Raw genomic sequence first — 14,448 nt, 5'->3', positions numbered from 1 at the left:
GTCGGCGTGGCGCTGGGCGGCCCCGCCCGCTACCACGGCGAGTGGGAGGAGCGTCCGCCGCTGGGCATGGGGCACGCGCCCGGCGCGGCCGATGTGCACGCCTGCCTGCGCCTGGTTCAACGCACGCTGTGGCTATGGCTGGCCGCCGCCGGCGCCAGCGCCGCCCTCCTCCACTACGGCATCGCATGAGTACTCCGATCCGCCACGGCGGCGACCTGCTCGCCGCCGCGCGCCGCCATGGCCGCCCCGTCGAAGACTGGCTCGATCTTTCCACCGGCATCAACCCGGACGGCTACCCCGTGCCCGCCCTGCCCGCCGACGCGTGGCTGCGGCTGCCGCAGGACGACGACGGTCTGGCGGAACTAGCCGCGCAGGCCTACGGCGCACCGCGCACCCTGCCGGTGGCCGGCTCGCAGGCCGCCATCCGCACATTGCCGCAACTGCTCAAGCCCGGACGCGTTGGCGTGGCGGTGCAGGGATACAGCGAATACGCACCCGCCTTCGCGCGCGCAGGGCATGAGGTAGTGCCGCTCGCGGAGACGGATTTCGCCCGTGCGGACCTGGCCGCGCAACTCGACCACCTCGTGGTAGTGAACCCGAACAACCCAACCGGGCGCACCCTCGCGCAGGCCACGCTGCGGGCATGGCACGCGGATCTCGCCGCCCGCGGCGGCACGCTGCTGCTTGACGAAGCCTTCATGGATTGCACGCCCGAGCGCTCGCTGGCCGCGCTGGCGGATCGCCCCGGCCTGGTGGTGCTGCGCTCGCTGGGCAAGTTCTACGGCCTGGCCGGCGTGCGCTGCGGCTTTGTGCTGGCCGAGCCCGCGTTGCTGGCCGCGCTGGCCGAGCAGCTCGGGCACTGGACCGTGGCCGGCCCGGCGCGCGCGGTGGCGCGCCTGGCCCTGGCCGATCGCGCCTGGCAGGCAGCAACACGTGAACGCCTGCAACAAGCCGGCATCCGGCTCGCGACGCTGCTGCGCAAGCACGGCCTGACGCCCGTGGGGCGCCCCTTGTTCAGCTGGGTGCCGCATGCCGATGCGGCGCGCCTGCACGAGGCCCTGGCGCGGCAAGGCGTGTGGACGCGGCTGTTCGACGCACCGGCGGGCCTCCCGGGCGTATTGCCGAGCCTGCGCCTGGGTTTGCCACCAGCGCAGGAGTCAGCATGGCAACGGCTCGATGCGGCACTGGCCCAAGCCCAGGCAACAACGCGCTCCGACACAAGCACCCTTTCCAGCTAAACCCCGATGACGCCTATCTCGATCGCTGCCCGTGCCCTGCTGGTCCTCACCACACTGCTGGGCAGCGGCCTTTGCAGCCATGCCGGCGCCGCCGTTTCGGTGGTCGACGACGCCGGCCAGACGGTCACGCTGGACCAGCCCGCACGCCGCGTGATCTCGCTCGCGCCGCACGTCACCGAAATGCTCTACGCCGCCGGCGGCGGCGCGCGCATCGTCGGCACCGTCAGCTACAGCGACTACCCGCCGCAAGCACGCGACATCCCGCGGGTCGGCGACAACAAGGCACTGGATCTCGAACGCATCGCCGCGCTCAAGCCAGACCTGATCGTAGTGTGGCGCCACGGCAATGCGCAGAAGCAAACCGACCGCCTGCGCGCGCTCGGCCTCCCGCTGTTCTACAGCGAGCCGCGCAAGCTCGAAGGCATCCCCAGCAATATCGAGAGAATGGGCGTGCTGCTCGGCACCGAGCCCACCGCCAACAGCGCCGCCAACAGCTTCCGCCAGCAGATCGACAAGCTGCGCCAGACCTACGCGGCGCGCCCGCCGGTGACCGTGTTCTACCAGGTATGGCAGCAACCGCTGATGACACTCAGCGGCCAGCACCTGATCAGCGACGTGCTCGCGCTATGCGGCGGGCGCAACCTCTTCGCCAACGAAGCGCTGCTGGTGCCCACGGTATCGGTGGAAGCCGTGGTAGCGGGCAACCCGGAAGTGATGATGACCGCCAGCATGGGCGCAACCCGCTCCGACCGCCCGCTGCCCGACTTCGCCATGTGGGAACGCTGGAAACAGGTAACGGCCGTGTCGCGCGGCAACCTCTACGCCATCGACGGCGACCTGGTCAACCGGGCAGGCCCACGCATCGCGCAAGGCGCGGAAGTCGTGTGCAAGGATTTGGATAATGCGCGGCGGAAACGGCCGACGCAGTAAGAGCAAGACAGGTCAAGGGTCAGGTCTGACATCTCGTACTTGACGAACGCCCGCCCTCTCCCCCGGCCCCTCATCCGCTGCGCGGGAGAGGGGAGCAAACCAGCGGGAGCAGAAACGACATCGTCAGACCAACGATTCGGTGTAGCCGTGTTTCCCGCCCCCAGGCGGGAAACACCCACGCGCGATGCGAAGCGAGCCGTGAAGGTGTGCCAAGGCCGTATGGGGCGCCTCGGGATTCGGCGAAAAGAGCGGAAAAGAGGGACCCATGTCTGAGTATCGCCTTAAGGCGATGCGAGTTTGGGTCCCGGCCGCTCTTTTCGTCGAATCCCGAGGGGGTGTCGCCCCATCCGGCGCGCCTTTTTTGCCTACTTTTTTGGCAAGACAAAAAAGTAGGTCGCCGCCCCGCAGGGGTGGTGAAACTGCAGTTGCCTTTGACGTTAAGCAGTTGCAGTTAAGCAGTTGCAGCCATCACTACACCCTCAACCTCAAACCCGATTCCACCACCGCAACCGCGGCACACCCCCACCCAGCGTAAACCGACAACTCGCCCCATAGCCAAGATCCCACCCCAGCGTAGTAGCCAGCGGCACCCCAAGCCAATCCGCAGCCAGCATGCGCATCGGCCCCGCATGAGCAACAACCCACAGCCGGTCCGGCGCATCCGCCGGCAAGGCATCCGCCCAAGCCGCCACGCGCGCCATCGCCTCCGCTACAGTCTCGCCCCCATGGGGCCGCGCATGCAACAGATCGGCAGCCCATGCATCCAGCTCGGCGCGCGGCACCGCGTCCCAGGCGCGGCCTTCCCAACGGCCAAAATCGAGTTCGCGCAACTGCGCATCGGCTTGCGGCACCACCCCCAAATCCCGCGCCAGTAAATCAGCCGTAGCGCGAGCCCGCGCCATCGTGCTGCAAACAATGCGCTGCGGCGCAAGGCCATCGAGTGCCAGCAACATGCGAGCAGGCTCGGGCAAAACCGGCAGCGCAAGTGGCAGGTCAAGCGCGCCGTAGCAGATCCCCGGTGCAATCGCAGGCGCCGCGTGGCGGATCAGGACCAGGTCCATGCCGCCGCCACAAGATAGATCAACAACTCGGCCAGTTGCTGCGCCATGCCGAGGCAGTCGCCCGTGTAACCGCCAATGCGGCGAACAAAGTAGCGCCCCAGCAAAAAGCGCAGCACCACCAACGCAACGATCACCACAGCAGCAAACAGCGGCGACACCAGCAACAGGGGCAACGCACCGCAAAGCAGCGTGAAACCCAGCCCGATGCCGGACAGCCGCTGCGCCACCGGCTTGGCCTTGCCCTCGGCGCGTACATAGTCCAGCGTGGCAAGATAGCTCACCGCCATGGCGCGGCTGGCCGCATGCGCAGCCACCAGCACCAGCAGCAACTCCACGATGCCGCTACGCGCGGCAATCGCCACCAGCAGTTGCCACTTGAGCAGCAGCGCCACCACCAGCGCGATGGCACCGAAGGCGCCGATGCACGAGTCGTGCATGATGCGCAGCACGTCCTCGCGCCGGTAGCCGCCGCCGAAAGCATCCACGCAGTCGGCCAGGCCGTCTTCGTGGAAAGCGCCGGTAGCCAGCAGCGTCACGGCCATGCCCAGCAGCAAGGCCACGCCAGGCGGCCACCATTGCAGCGCGCCCCAGCTAGCCAGCGCGCCCAGCACGCCGACCAGCAAGCCCACCAGCGGGAAATAGCGCGCCGCCGCATTCAGGTAGTGCGGCGCAAAGCCGACCCAGCGCGGCACCGGCACCCGCGTGAAGTAGCCGACGGCGGTCAGGAAGTAGCGAAGTTCGTCGAGCATGGGCCGGGTGGGTTGGGCGAAGTAGCAGGAGCGCTGGCGCAGTCTACGCCGACGCGGTGCTGACGCCGGCGGCGCCGAAGGTGGCCATCTCGCGCAGGAAGGCCGCGGCCGATGCCACCAGCGGATAGGCCAGCGCGGCGCCGGTGCCTTCGCCCAGGCGCAGGTCCAGCGCCAGCAGCGGCTGCGCGCCGAAGTGTTCCAGCAAGCGCCGGTGGCCGTGCTCGTGCGAGCCATGCGAGAACACGCAGTACGCGAGCACCTCGGGCGCGAGACGCTGCGCCACCAGCAGCGCGGCCGACGCGATAAAGCCATCGACCAGGATCACCATGCGGCTGGCGGCCGCGGCCAGGAAGGCGCCGGTCATCATGGCGATCTCGAAGCCGCCGAAGGCGGCCAGTACGTCGAGCGGTTCCACGGCGTCGGCGTGCAGCGCCAGCGCCTGCGCCAGCACCGCGCGCTTGCGCGCCAGGCCCGCGTCGTCCAGGCCGGTGCCGCGGCCGATGCAATCCTCAATCGGTGTATCGGTAAGCCGGCTCACCAGGCACGCAGCCGACGAGGTATTGGCAATGCCCATCTCGCCGAAGCCGATCACGTTGCTGCCCAGCTGGGCGTGGCGCAGCACGCGCGCCATGCCGGCGGTGAGCGCCGCCTGCACCTGCTCCGCGCTCATGGCGCGCTCAAAGGCAAAATTGCGCGTGCCCGCAGCGATGCGGCAGTTGACCAGCCCGGGCGCGGACGGCAGCGGCTCGCGCACGCCCGCGTCCACCACCTCCAGCGCCAGCCCGTGCAGGCGCGAGAACACATTGATGGCGGCGCCGCCGGCCAGGAAGTTGAGCACCATCTGCGCCGTGACCTCGGCCGGATAGGCGCTCACGCCGGCATCGGCCACGCCGTGGTCGCCAGCGAACACGATCACCGCGGGACGCTTGAGCTCAGGCGTGCCGCTGCCGGTGATCAGGCCGATCTGCAAGGCCAGGTCCTCGAGCCGGCCGAGCGCGCCGAGCGGCTTGGTCTTGGCATCGATGGCGGCTTGCAGGGTCGGGCGCAAGGAGACGTCTAGCGGGGCAATGGCGGGTAACAGCATGGTGTTTCTTGGTGATTCTTGGTGAAGATTCGCTGGAACAAGAATAGACGTTTTACATCTCGACGCCACGTTGGGCCTTGATGCCTTGCTGGAAGGCATGCTTGACCGGCGTCATGTCCGTCACGGTATCCGCCGCCTCGATCAGCGCGGGCGGTGCGCCGCGGCCGGTGATGACCACGTGCTGCATCGGCGGGCGGGCGCGCAGGTCGGCGATGACGGTGTCCACATCGAGGTAGTGCAGCTTGAGCGCGATATTGAGCTCGTCCAGCAGGACCAGTCCGATCGACGGGTCGCGCAGCAGCGAGCGCGCCACCTCCCACGCGGCCTGGGCCTTGGCCACGTCGCGCGCGCGGTCCTGGGTTTCCCAGGTGTAGCCCTCGCCCATCACGTGGAAGGCGCATTGCTCCGGAAAGCGCCGCAGGAACAGTTCCTCGCCGCTGGGAATCGCGCCCTTGATGAATTGCACCACGCCGGCCTGCATGCCATGGCCCAGCGCACGCACCACCATGCCAAAGCCGGAGCTGGACTTGCCCTTGCCGTTGCCGGTGGTGATGACGATCACGCCGCGCTCGTCCTGCGCAGCGGCAATCTTGGCATCCACGACATCCTTCTTGCGCACCATGCGCGCCTTGTGGCGGTCGTCGCGGGCGGCGTCTTCCGACGTGGAAGTCTCAAAGGCTTTGGGTTCAGTCATGTTGGGTTCCGTCTGGTTCGGGAGAATGCGCCCCATCGGCAATCAGCGCGGTATGGCGGCCGTCGCTGACGCTGACAATGGGCGTGCGCAGCGCGTGAGAGCAATGCGCGGGGGTCAGGACCTGCGCCGCCAGGCCGTGCAGGCAGAGGCCATCCTCGGCCAGCAGCAAAGCATGGGTCGCGTAGCACCGCGCCAGGTTAAGGTCGTGCAGGATCACCACGATGGCATGGCGGCCGGCGCGTGCCAGCCGGGCCAGGGTTTCCAGCACCATGATCTGGTGGCGCAGGTCGAGATGGGCGGCGGGTTCGTCCAGCATCAACAGCGGCGCCTGTTGCGCGAGCGTGGCGGCCAGCGAAACGCGCTGGCGCTCGCCGCCGGACAGGGTCAGCACATCGCGCCCGGCCAGCGCATCGAGATCCATCTCGCGCATCACCGCGGCGACCACCGCGTCGTCCTCGCGGCCGGCCCAGCCCCAGCCGGACAGATGCGGGTGACGGCCTACCGCCACGGCGTCGCGCACTGACATCGAGAAGGTGTCGTGCACCGCCTGCGGCAAGTAGGCGCGGCGCAATGCCAGGGCAGCGGGCGGCGTCTCCAGCGGCGCGCGACCATCCAGCAGCACCACGCCGCCGTCCGGCTTGCGCAGGCCGGCCAGCACCGACATCAGCGTGGATTTGCCGACGCCGTTCGGGCCCACGATGCACCACAGCTCGCCCGCCTGCATGGACAGGCTCAGCCCATCGAGCAGCGAGCGCGCGCCGGCGCGCAGCTGCAAGGACTGCAGCACCAGCGGCGGACAGGGGGTGACGGGTTCGTTCCAGGTCGGCATAGGGATCAGCGCGGCCTGCGCAGCAGCAAGAAGAGGAAGGTCGGCACGCCCAGCAGCGCCGTGATCACGCCCACCGGCAGCTGCGCGGGCGCAATCACCGTGCGCGCCACCAGGTCGGCGGCCATCAGCAGCGTGCCACCGAGCAAGGCGGAGGCAGGCAGCATCAAGCGCTGGTCGTTGCCCCAGGCAAGGCGCACCAGGTGCGGCACCACAAGCCCGACAAAGCCGATCGAGCCGGCCGAGGTAATGGCTACCGCGATGGCCAGCGAGGCCAGCACGAACACCGACATGCGCACCGCGCCGACGCGCACGCCCAGCGCCTGCGCCACGGTCTCGCCCATCAGCATGGCATTGAGCGAGCGCGCCATCGGCATGGCCAGCAGCACGGCCAGCGCCAGCGCGCCCAGCGCCAGGCCGTAGCTGGCGGTGCCGCCCAGGTCGCCGGTCAGCCAGAACAACATGCCGCGCAAGCGGGCCTCGGGCGCCACGCTCAGGATCAGGGTGATCAACGCGCCCCAGCCCGCGGCCAGGATCACGCCGGTAAGAAGCAGGCGCGAGCCGGCCTCATGATGGCCGCCCTGCACCTGCGGATGCAGCAGGTCGCGCCGCGCCAGCGTGGCCACCAGCACCATCGAGAACAGCGCGCCGCCGGCCGCGCCGGCCTGCACCGTCCACAGCGGCCACATCATCAGCATGGCGGTGAGCGCGCCGGTGGCCGCGCCACCCGACACGCCAAGCACATAGGGCTCGGCCAGCGGGTTGCGCAGCAGCACCTGCATCAGCGCGCCGGTCAGGGCCAGCAGGCCGCCGCAGGCGAACGCGGCCGCCGCGCGGGGCAGCCGCAGCTCGCGCACGATGGCGCCAGCGGTATCGTCGGCGCCGCCGGACAGCGCCCGCCAGACCTGCGCGCCCGACAGCGACACACTGCCCACCGCCAGCGACAGCAGGAACACCGCCACGCCGGCGGCGGCAAGCATCAGCCAGACGGCTAGCGCGCGGCGCATGTCAGGCAGCCACCATCATTTCTGACGCCAGCCCAGCGTGACAAAGCCGGCGCGTCCTTGCGTGTTGTAGGGATAGGCGAGCTGGTAGTTCTTGTCGAACAGGTTTTCCACACGGGCGGCAACGAACCATTGCTTGTCGATGTTATAGCGGGCATTGAGGTTGACGATACCGTATCCGCCCAGCGTGCGCGAGCCGCTGTCCATGCGCGTCGAGGAAATGATCCACTCGCCGCCCAGGCGGAAGTCGCCAAACTGGCGGCCCACGTCGAATGCGGCATGGCGGCGCGCGCGGCGCAGCAGCTGCGTATTGCTCTGCTCGTCCACCGGGTTCTGGAAGGTGATGCTGGCGCCCACGTCGGTGCCCATCAGCTTGGCGCGCCACGAGGCTTCGATGCCCTGCACCTTGGCCTTGTTGACATTCTGCGCCAGGAACAAGCCATTGGGCTGCAGCGCCGAGGTGATCAGGTTGTCGTAGCGGGTCTGGAACGCGGTCACGCGCAGCAGCCCGGCGGCGTCGGTGTTGTACTGCGCGCCCAGCTCGAACGACTTGGCGCGCTCGGGCTGGATGCCGGGCTGGCCAAAGCCCGGGAAGTACAGTTCGTTGAACGTCGGCGCGCGGAACGCATTGCTGGCGTTGGCGATCAGCTTCAGCGCGTTGGTCACGTTATAGCCGTAGCCGGCGAAGTAGCTGGCCTTGTTGCCGAAGTCCGAGTAGTGGTCGTTGCGGACATTGAGCTGCAGCTGGTGCTTGCCGAGGCGGCCGTCGTAGCCGCCAAACACCGAGGTGATATTGCGCGTGGGCGCCGTGTAGGAGCTCGAGTCAAGCTCCTGCTGCGCGTGCTCGGCGCCGAACAACACGGTATGCGAGGGAGCCAGCGCGTACTCGTTCTGCCAGGTGTACTGGCGGTTGCGCGTGTTGAAACGGCTATTGAACACGCCGTTCAAGGTGTTCTCGCTGCGGTCCTCGCTCTGGGCCACCTTGAAATGCGTGGTCCAGTCCCGCGTAATCTTGCCGTTAACAAAGGCGGAAACCGTGTACAGCTCGCTGTTCATCCACCAGACATCGGTGGGCTTGCCGGCCGTGCTGTCGTAGGAGAGCTTGCTCTTGGAGTAGTAGGCAGTGACGCCGGCGTCCCAGTCGCTGGTGAAGCGATGCTTGACCTGGCCCGATACGCTCTTGTTCTCGTAGGGGTTGTCGTTGGGGTTGGCCTTGGGCTGCTGCTTGGTGTTGACGGCCGAGAAGCCGTCGGTCTTGATGGCCGAGCCGGTGATATTGAATGACGTATCGCCGATCTGGCCGCCGTAGCCCACCGTGCCCTGGCGCGTATTGTTGCTGCCGTACTCGATCTGCGCGTTGGCCGCCGGAGCCTGGCCCGCGCCGCTCTTGGTGAAGATCTGCACCACGCCGCCGATGGCATCCGAGCCGTACAGCGCGGAGACGTTGCCGCGCACGATTTCGATATGGTCGATCTGGTCGGGCAGGATGTTCGACAACTGGGCCGTGCCGCTGCTGACCGACGAAACCCGCACGCCGTCGATCAGGATCAACGTCTGGTTGCCGTTGGCCCCGCGCATGAACAGGGTGGTATTGGCGCCCAGGCCGCCATTGGCGGCAAACTCCACGCCGGCTTGCGTGCGCAGGAGCGAGCGCAGGTCGATGGCCTGCGAGTTGACGATGTCCTGCTGGGTCACCACCGTCGTGTGCGGCAGTGCCTCGGTCAGCGGCTGGGCAGTGCGGTTGGCGCTGACCACCACCGGCGCGAGCTGCGCGTCGGCGGCCGGCTGTACGGCGGAAGCTTCGCTGGCCTGGGCCATCGCGGCGCCGGGAGCGCACACGGCGAGCAAAGCGATCAGGGTCGCGGGCAGTGGCCGGGAATGGATAGCGGGGGCGGTCTGGCGCGCCGGCGATGCCGGACGGCTCGACTTGTAAGACGATGAGCGCATGATGCGGATTGTGGGAGAGAGCTGCCTGGTCCGTTCCCCCGCGGACCGTCTGGCGACGAAGCGCGCCGCTGGCTTGCGCGGCAAGAAGCAGCGGGAGGGCGGCGCACTCTCGTTCAGGCCGGTATCCGGGCTGGCGACACCAGTCCGACCGCCTTCCCGAACCTTGCGGTTCAGTGGCTGAGTGGTCGGCCTTGCGATCTTGCGATCGCGGTCGCTTACCGTTGCGGGGGCAGCACAGGTTGGCACGGCCCTGCCCTGGCGGCGACGGCTGGCTCCCTGTTTCCCGTTGAACTGCAACCCTGTAGTGAATAGGATTACGAGCACCTGGAACGTGCGCGAGTGTAGGCAGTTTCAAGCCCAGCGTCAATGGCGCGGAAAAAACGCAGGAAAGCGCCTGAAAACAGGCATAAAGCCGCCGCCACGGATGCCGTTAAGCGACGATGCATGCAACTTCGGCGCGCAGGCCCGGTCACACACGTCTGCGTTCGCCGTCCGCACGATAGCGCTTGGGCTAAAATCCCAAAACCCGAGACCCTAGATATGACAGGCTCTATGCTCACCGAACTCGAACAACTCGCCGCCAAGATCGGGCGTGTGCTGCACCATGCCGATACCCTGGCGGCGGAGAACCAGCGCCTGCGGGAGGAGATCGAACGCCTGCAGGCCGAGGCCAGCCAGCTGCGCGGCGACCGCGAAGCCATGGCCGCCGACCGCGAGCTGCTCAATATCAAGATCGAGGAAGCGCAGCTGCGCATCCAGTCGATCCTGGACAAGCTGCCCACCGCCAGCGACGCCCGCCAGCTCGACCTGCTGGGCGAAGGCGAGGCCGCCAGCCGCGCCGAACAAAAGGCACCTGGAGAAAACGCATGAGCAATAAGCAAGTCGAAGTGAACATTGCCGGCCAGTCCTACCGGTTCGCCATTGCCCCCGACAACGAGGCCGCGCTGCTGGAAGCCGTGGCACTGGTAGACGACCAGATGACCCGGCTCAAGGGCGGGGTATCCGCCAAGGGCTTGGAACGCGTTGCCGTGATGGCCGCCATCAGCATCGCCTCGGACCTGCTCTCGCTCAAGCGCAAGCAGCAGGAGGACGGCGCGATTCCCGTTGATGCCGTGCGTGCACGCATTCGCGAGCTGAACGAACGCGCGGACGAAGCCCTGCGCCAGTACGCGCATGTGGGCACCAATTCGCCCGTACCGCGCAGCTGAACGCTTAGCCTCTCGCCGGTGGTGTACCGCACGGCACAGGCGCGCAGCGCCATGGTGGCGATATCGGCTCGATGTGCCCCACATGCCGCGCGCGTCAGCAAAATGTAACGATACGCAAAGACGGGCTTGGTATGGAAAGCCTCGCGGTGTATAGTGGAGCCAAGCCGCACCAAGCCACATAGTTGCGGTACCTTAGGTCGGGTTATCGCGCCTGACCGCCGTTTTCATCCCATCCAAGTTAGAAACGGCAAACGTCTGACAGCCTTGCCAAAGCAGCATGTTTGGCAGTGCAAAAAGAGTCAGACGTTTGACAGTTTCCCTGCCTGGTTCGTCAGGATCATATTCCTTGAACCGATAAGCATTTGTTGGTGCGGGATTATGCCGTGTGGGCGAGCGCGTCGCTTGATTCATAGTTTCAGTTTGGACTCCCTGAATCAGTGATGTACCCGAAATGCGGCTTCCGCAGCCACTCTGAACCTCACTTGGGTTCAGGATGCCGATCCAGCGGCCGAGGCGGGGACCCCTCTAAAGGCGGTGGTTATTCGACCACCGCCTTTTCCTTTTGTGGCGCGCATTCGCGCGTCACCTCCGCAGCGCCCCCTTTTCGTTTTTCCTCCACGGCCCACATCCGTCAGACGGTTTTCTTTTGGCCGTGCTTGCTGCACCATATCGCTGTCGCCAACGTCACGCCCGCCCCTGCCCGCCCATGAGCCGATCCACGCAAGCCAATGCCGCCGCGCGCGCCCGCCAGTACTGGCTGATGAAGTCGGAACCCGACGAGGCCAGCATCGATATGCTGGCCGAGCGCGGCACCTTGCCATGGACCGGCGTGCGCAACTACCAGGCCCGCAACTTCATGCGCGACGGCATGCGCATCGGCGACGGCGTGCTGTTTTATCACTCCTCCTGCCCGCAGCCCGGCATTGCCGGCCTGGCCGAGGTCAGCTCGCAGCCCTACCCCGATCCCACCCAGTTCGACCCCAAGAGCGATTACTACGACGCTGCCGCCAAGCCAGATGCGCCGCGCTGGATGCTGGTTGACGTGCGCTTTGTCGGCAAGGGCCCGCTGATCTCGCTGGCCGACCTGCGCGCGCACGAGGAACTGGCCGACATGGTCGTGCTACGCCGCGGCAACCGGCTGTCGATCACGCCGGTGACCCCGGCCGAATGGCGTTTCATCACCACGCGGCTGATGCGATAGCCTGGCACCGACGGCCGCATCAGCGGCATGACACAATGGCTGCCGACTACATAACTACAACACCAACAAGGTCGATTCCGCTTCATGAGCTTTTCCCTGATTCCCGGGCTGTTGATGCTCGGCGCCTTTACCGGCTTCTGCGCCGGCTTGCTTGGCGTGGGCGGCGGCATGCTGATGGTGCCCTTCCTCACGCTGCTGTTCACCGCCCTGGCCTTCCCCCAGGAGGCCATCGTCCATATGGCCATCGCCACCTCCATGGCGACCATCCTGTTCACTTCGCTGTCGTCGGTACGCGCCCACCACAAGCGCGGCATGGTGCGCTGGAAGCTGGTATTCGCGCTGGCGCCCGGCATCCTGATCGGCGGCATGATCGGCGGCGGCAAGGTCTTCGCGGCGCTCAAGACCAGCTGGCTGTCCCTGCTGTTCGCCATATTCGTCGGCTTTTCGGCGTGGCAGATGCTGCGCAACCGCAAGCCCGCCCCGCACCGGCAACTCCCGGGCACGCCGGGCATGCTGGGCGCGGGCGGCGTGATCGGCTTCCTGTCCAGCCTGGTGGGCGCCGGCGGCGGCTTTGTCTCGGTGCCGTTCATGACCTGGTGCAATGTGCCCATCCACAACGCCGTGGCCACCTCGGCCGCGCTGGGGTTTCCCATCGCGGTGGCGAGCGTGATCGGCTACGTATGGAGCGGGCTGGGCCAGACCGGGCTGCCGGCCGGCTCGCTCGGCTACATCTACCTGCCGGCGCTGGCGGTGATCGCGCTGGCCAGCGTGCTGACCGCGCCGCTGGGCGCGCGCACCGCGCACCGCATGGATGTCGGGCAGTTGAAGAAGGTCTTCGCCTGCCTGCTGTTCAGCCTGTCGGCCTATATGCTGTGGAAGGCCTGGCACGCGTTCTGAAGGACCACGGCAGCCGAAGATACAAGTAGATACAAGGTCGCACGCCACGTAGCGGAACGATCACCTTGGGAGCGCGTCTGATACCCATCGTCTTGAAAGGGAAAATGCAATGAAACACCTGCTTGCCGCCACGCTGCTCGGTACCACCGCCATGGTTGCCTCCGCCCAGAGCGGTGGCCCGACCCACGACCCGGCCCCTGCCGGCGTGCTGTCGCTGTCCGCCCAGGCCGCCACCGAAGTGCCGACCGACGTGGTCCACCTGACGCTCGCAGCCGAGCAGGAAGGCGCGGAACCGGGCGCGATCTCCTCGGCGCTGTCGGCCAAGACGGCAGATGTGATCGCACAGGCCAAGCGTACCAATGGCGTGCAGGCGCAATCGGGCGGCTTCACCATCTATCCGTCCAACGACAAGAACGGGCGCATCAGCACCTGGCGCGGCCGCGCCGAGGTGATTCTGGAATCGCGCGATTTCACGGCCGTGTCCAAGCTCGCGGGCCAGCTCGCCAGCCAGATGCAGGTGCAGAACATCAGCTTCTCGCTCTCGCGCGAAGCCCGCCTGGCCGCCGAGGCCAAGCTGACCGAACAGGCCGTGGCGTCGTTCCGCGACAAGGCGCAGGCCACCACCAAGCTGTTCGGCTACGGCAGCTACACCATCCGTGAAGTGCAGGTGGGCGAGGTGGGCGCAGTGCAGCCGATGCCGCGCATGTATGCGGCCAAGGCCATGATGGCCGATTCCGCGCCGGTGCCGGTCGAGGGCGGCAAGGCCCAGGTCACCGTGACGGTGAACGGCTCGGTGCAGATGCTGAAGTAAGTCTCCCGCACAAGACGCGAAGACCAGCCAAACCTGAGGCACAAGCCGAAGCCGCCGAACGGGCCAAAGCCGCGCGCCATGACGACGGCAGTTTCTCCCTCTCCCCCAGCCCCTCTCCCACAAGTGGGAGAGGGGGAGCGCGACAGCGCAGAATCGACTTTGTCACTAGCCCACGCCTAGCCGCTCGACAATGCGGGCGTAGTCCTCGGGCGTATCCATGTCGGTGGTAAAGCGATCATGGCTGGCTGCATGGACGGAGACCTCGGCCGGATGGTCGGCGATCAATTTGCGGCAGCCGGGATTCACGTGCCCCGCCACTACCTCGGCGGCATAACTGGCCGAGAACGCCACGGGATTGCCGCGCTGCCCCTCGAACACCGGGACCAGGATCGAGCCATGCGGCATCGCGCCGAACGCGCGCACCAGCTCCAGGTAATCGCCGGGCCCCAGCAAGACCTGGTCGGCCAGGCAGACCAGCACGATGCTGCACGGCAGGCGCAGCGCGGCAACGCCGGCGGCCACCGAGGTCATCTGCCCTTCTTCATAGCGCAGATTAGGCTGGAAGCTGACCGGCAAGTCCGCGAGCGCTTCGGTCACCGCGCGGCCATTGAAACCCGTTACCACCACAAGCTCCCGTGGGCCCGCCGCCAGCACGGCGCTCACGGTGCGCCTGACCGCAGGCTCTCCGGCCACCGGCAGCAGCAGCTTGTGCTTGCCGCCCATCCTTGATGACGTGCCCGCGGCAAGCACCACCGCCGAGAAAGCCAGCGGCGCGTTTGTAGTGTCATCCATGTCTTC

At 67.3% G+C, this 14,448-nt stretch carries 15 protein-coding genes, 1 other RNA gene, 1 pseudogene and 1 riboswitch; of the genes and pseudogenes, 9 read left to right on the top strand and 8 right to left on the bottom strand.

Annotated features, from left to right (window positions below):
* The 3 genes and pseudogenes from ACGLHR_RS36565 to ACGLHR_RS36555 form a co-directional block, all read left to right on the top strand.
* Nucleotides 1-189 (top strand): annotated as a pseudogene (locus ACGLHR_RS36565) (cobalamin biosynthesis protein); the annotation flags it as partial.
* Complete coding sequence (gene cobD, locus ACGLHR_RS36560; RefSeq protein WP_400100090.1) at nucleotides 186-1,238, top strand: threonine-phosphate decarboxylase CobD; 1,053 nt, start codon at nucleotides 186-188, stop codon at nucleotides 1,236-1,238. The pseudogene ACGLHR_RS36565 and the gene cobD, both read left to right, overlap by 4 nt.
* 6 nt (nucleotides 1,239-1,244) lie before the next feature.
* Nucleotides 1,245-2,168, top strand: coding sequence for a cobalamin-binding protein (locus ACGLHR_RS36555; protein WP_400100088.1), 924 nt, complete (start codon nucleotides 1,245-1,247; stop codon nucleotides 2,166-2,168).
* A 485-nt stretch (nucleotides 2,169-2,653) separates the two neighbouring features.
* Here the strand turns inward: ACGLHR_RS36555 and cobC are convergent, their stop codons facing one another.
* The 7 genes from cobC to ACGLHR_RS36520 are packed head-to-tail and all read right to left on the bottom strand — an operon-like array spanning nucleotide 2,654 to nucleotide 9,533.
* Nucleotides 2,654-3,229, bottom strand: a complete 576-nt coding sequence (cobC, locus tag ACGLHR_RS36550) for an alpha-ribazole phosphatase family protein (RefSeq protein WP_400100086.1) — start codon at nucleotides 3,227-3,229, stop codon at nucleotides 2,654-2,656.
* Nucleotides 3,214-3,978: an adenosylcobinamide-GDP ribazoletransferase gene (locus ACGLHR_RS36545; RefSeq protein WP_400100084.1), complete on the bottom strand. Its 765-nt coding sequence runs from the start codon at nucleotides 3,976-3,978 to the stop codon at nucleotides 3,214-3,216. The genes cobC and ACGLHR_RS36545 overlap by 16 nt, the downstream gene beginning before the upstream one ends.
* 43 nt (nucleotides 3,979-4,021) lie before the next feature.
* On the bottom strand, nucleotides 4,022-5,062 hold the full coding sequence (gene cobT / locus ACGLHR_RS36540; protein ID WP_400100082.1) for a nicotinate-nucleotide--dimethylbenzimidazole phosphoribosyltransferase: 1,041 nt from the start codon (nucleotides 5,060-5,062) through the stop codon (nucleotides 4,022-4,024).
* Nucleotides 5,063-5,114: 52 nt separating this feature from the next.
* Complete coding sequence (cobO, locus tag ACGLHR_RS36535; RefSeq protein ID WP_318231685.1) at nucleotides 5,115-5,756, bottom strand: cob(I)yrinic acid a,c-diamide adenosyltransferase; 642 nt, start codon at nucleotides 5,754-5,756, stop codon at nucleotides 5,115-5,117.
* Complete coding sequence (locus tag ACGLHR_RS36530) at nucleotides 5,749-6,585, bottom strand: ABC transporter ATP-binding protein (RefSeq protein ID WP_400100080.1); 837 nt, start codon at nucleotides 6,583-6,585, stop codon at nucleotides 5,749-5,751. Before ACGLHR_RS36530 ends, cobO begins: the two co-directional genes overlap by 8 nt.
* Nucleotides 6,586-6,590: 5 nt before the next feature.
* Nucleotides 6,591-7,589: a FecCD family ABC transporter permease gene (locus ACGLHR_RS36525; protein ID WP_400100078.1), complete on the bottom strand. Its 999-nt coding sequence runs from the start codon at nucleotides 7,587-7,589 to the stop codon at nucleotides 6,591-6,593.
* 15 nt (nucleotides 7,590-7,604) lie between these two features.
* Entirely contained in the window at nucleotides 7,605-9,533 is a 1,929-nt protein-coding gene (locus ACGLHR_RS36520; RefSeq protein ID WP_400100076.1) for a TonB-dependent receptor plug domain-containing protein, read from the bottom strand.
* Nucleotides 9,534-9,631: 98 nt separating this feature from the next.
* A riboswitch (cobalamin riboswitch) is annotated at nucleotides 9,632-9,876 on the bottom strand.
* A gap of 209 nt (nucleotides 9,877-10,085) precedes the next feature.
* Here ACGLHR_RS36520 and ACGLHR_RS36515 point away from each other — a divergent pair.
* The 6 genes from ACGLHR_RS36515 (at nucleotide 10,086) to ACGLHR_RS36490 (ending at nucleotide 13,650) form a co-directional block, all read left to right on the top strand.
* Nucleotides 10,086-10,403: a hypothetical protein gene (locus tag ACGLHR_RS36515; RefSeq protein WP_267606484.1), complete on the top strand. Its 318-nt coding sequence runs from the start codon at nucleotides 10,086-10,088 to the stop codon at nucleotides 10,401-10,403.
* Nucleotides 10,400-10,741 (top strand): cell division protein ZapA, encoded by a 342-nt coding sequence (locus ACGLHR_RS36510; RefSeq protein ID WP_267604113.1) that lies wholly within the window; start codon nucleotides 10,400-10,402, stop codon nucleotides 10,739-10,741. Before ACGLHR_RS36515 ends, ACGLHR_RS36510 begins: the two co-directional genes overlap by 4 nt.
* Before the next feature lie 313 nt (nucleotides 10,742-11,054).
* Nucleotides 11,055-11,265: non-coding RNA, 6S RNA (ssrS, locus tag ACGLHR_RS36505), on the top strand.
* 182 nt (nucleotides 11,266-11,447) lie between these two features.
* Nucleotides 11,448-11,942: an EVE domain-containing protein gene (locus ACGLHR_RS36500; protein WP_267604115.1), complete on the top strand. Its 495-nt coding sequence runs from the start codon at nucleotides 11,448-11,450 to the stop codon at nucleotides 11,940-11,942.
* An 84-nt stretch (nucleotides 11,943-12,026) separates the two neighbouring features.
* Nucleotides 12,027-12,839 (top strand): sulfite exporter TauE/SafE family protein, encoded by an 813-nt coding sequence (locus tag ACGLHR_RS36495; protein ID WP_267604116.1) that lies wholly within the window; start codon nucleotides 12,027-12,029, stop codon nucleotides 12,837-12,839.
* A 109-nt stretch (nucleotides 12,840-12,948) separates the two neighbouring features.
* Nucleotides 12,949-13,650 (top strand): SIMPL domain-containing protein, encoded by a 702-nt coding sequence (locus ACGLHR_RS36490; RefSeq protein ID WP_400100073.1) that lies wholly within the window; start codon nucleotides 12,949-12,951, stop codon nucleotides 13,648-13,650.
* A gap of 165 nt (nucleotides 13,651-13,815) precedes the next feature.
* On the opposite strand, the gene ACGLHR_RS36485 is transcribed toward ACGLHR_RS36490, so the two are convergent.
* Entirely contained in the window at nucleotides 13,816-14,442 is a 627-nt protein-coding gene (locus tag ACGLHR_RS36485) for an NTP transferase domain-containing protein (protein WP_400100071.1), read from the bottom strand.
* Nucleotides 14,443-14,448: the final 6 nt, after the last annotated feature.

It is taken from the genome of Cupriavidus sp. CuC1, assembly GCF_044627735.1.
In the GTDB taxonomy this organism is placed as follows: domain Bacteria; phylum Pseudomonadota; class Gammaproteobacteria; order Burkholderiales; family Burkholderiaceae; genus Cupriavidus; species Cupriavidus ulmosensis.
Note: the sequence above shows the minus strand (reverse complement) of the source record. Positions and strands in the feature narration are given on the sequence as shown.

What these genes read in the sequence shown, in the direction of transcription:
- cobD (WP_400100090.1), top strand. Translation starts at nt 186, where the DNA reads ATGAGTACTCCGATCCGCCACGGCGGCGACCTGCTCGCCGCCGCGCGC.
- ACGLHR_RS36555 (WP_400100088.1), top strand. Translation starts at nt 1,245, where the DNA reads ATGACGCCTATCTCGATCGCTGCCCGTGCCCTGCTGGTCCTCACCACA.
- cobC (WP_400100086.1), bottom strand. Translation starts at nt 3,229, where the DNA reads ATGGACCTGGTCCTGATCCGCCACGCGGCGCCTGCGATTGCACCGGGG.
- ACGLHR_RS36545 (WP_400100084.1), bottom strand. Translation starts at nt 3,978, where the DNA reads ATGCTCGACGAACTTCGCTACTTCCTGACCGCCGTCGGCTACTTCACG.
- cobT (WP_400100082.1), bottom strand. Translation starts at nt 5,062, where the DNA reads ATGCTGTTACCCGCCATTGCCCCGCTAGACGTCTCCTTGCGCCCGACC.
- cobO (WP_318231685.1), bottom strand. Translation starts at nt 5,756, where the DNA reads ATGACTGAACCCAAAGCCTTTGAGACTTCCACGTCGGAAGACGCCGCC.
- ACGLHR_RS36530 (WP_400100080.1), bottom strand. Translation starts at nt 6,585, where the DNA reads ATGCCGACCTGGAACGAACCCGTCACCCCCTGTCCGCCGCTGGTGCTG.
- ACGLHR_RS36525 (WP_400100078.1), bottom strand. Translation starts at nt 7,589, where the DNA reads ATGCGCCGCGCGCTAGCCGTCTGGCTGATGCTTGCCGCCGCCGGCGTG.
- ACGLHR_RS36520 (WP_400100076.1), bottom strand. Translation starts at nt 9,533, where the DNA reads ATGCGCTCATCGTCTTACAAGTCGAGCCGTCCGGCATCGCCGGCGCGC.
- ACGLHR_RS36515 (WP_267606484.1), top strand. Translation starts at nt 10,086, where the DNA reads ATGCTCACCGAACTCGAACAACTCGCCGCCAAGATCGGGCGTGTGCTG.
- ACGLHR_RS36510 (WP_267604113.1), top strand. Translation starts at nt 10,400, where the DNA reads ATGAGCAATAAGCAAGTCGAAGTGAACATTGCCGGCCAGTCCTACCGG.
- ACGLHR_RS36500 (WP_267604115.1), top strand. Translation starts at nt 11,448, where the DNA reads ATGAGCCGATCCACGCAAGCCAATGCCGCCGCGCGCGCCCGCCAGTAC.
- ACGLHR_RS36495 (WP_267604116.1), top strand. Translation starts at nt 12,027, where the DNA reads ATGAGCTTTTCCCTGATTCCCGGGCTGTTGATGCTCGGCGCCTTTACC.
- ACGLHR_RS36490 (WP_400100073.1), top strand. Translation starts at nt 12,949, where the DNA reads ATGAAACACCTGCTTGCCGCCACGCTGCTCGGTACCACCGCCATGGTT.
- ACGLHR_RS36485 (WP_400100071.1), bottom strand. Translation starts at nt 14,442, where the DNA reads ATGGATGACACTACAAACGCGCCGCTGGCTTTCTCGGCGGTGGTGCTT.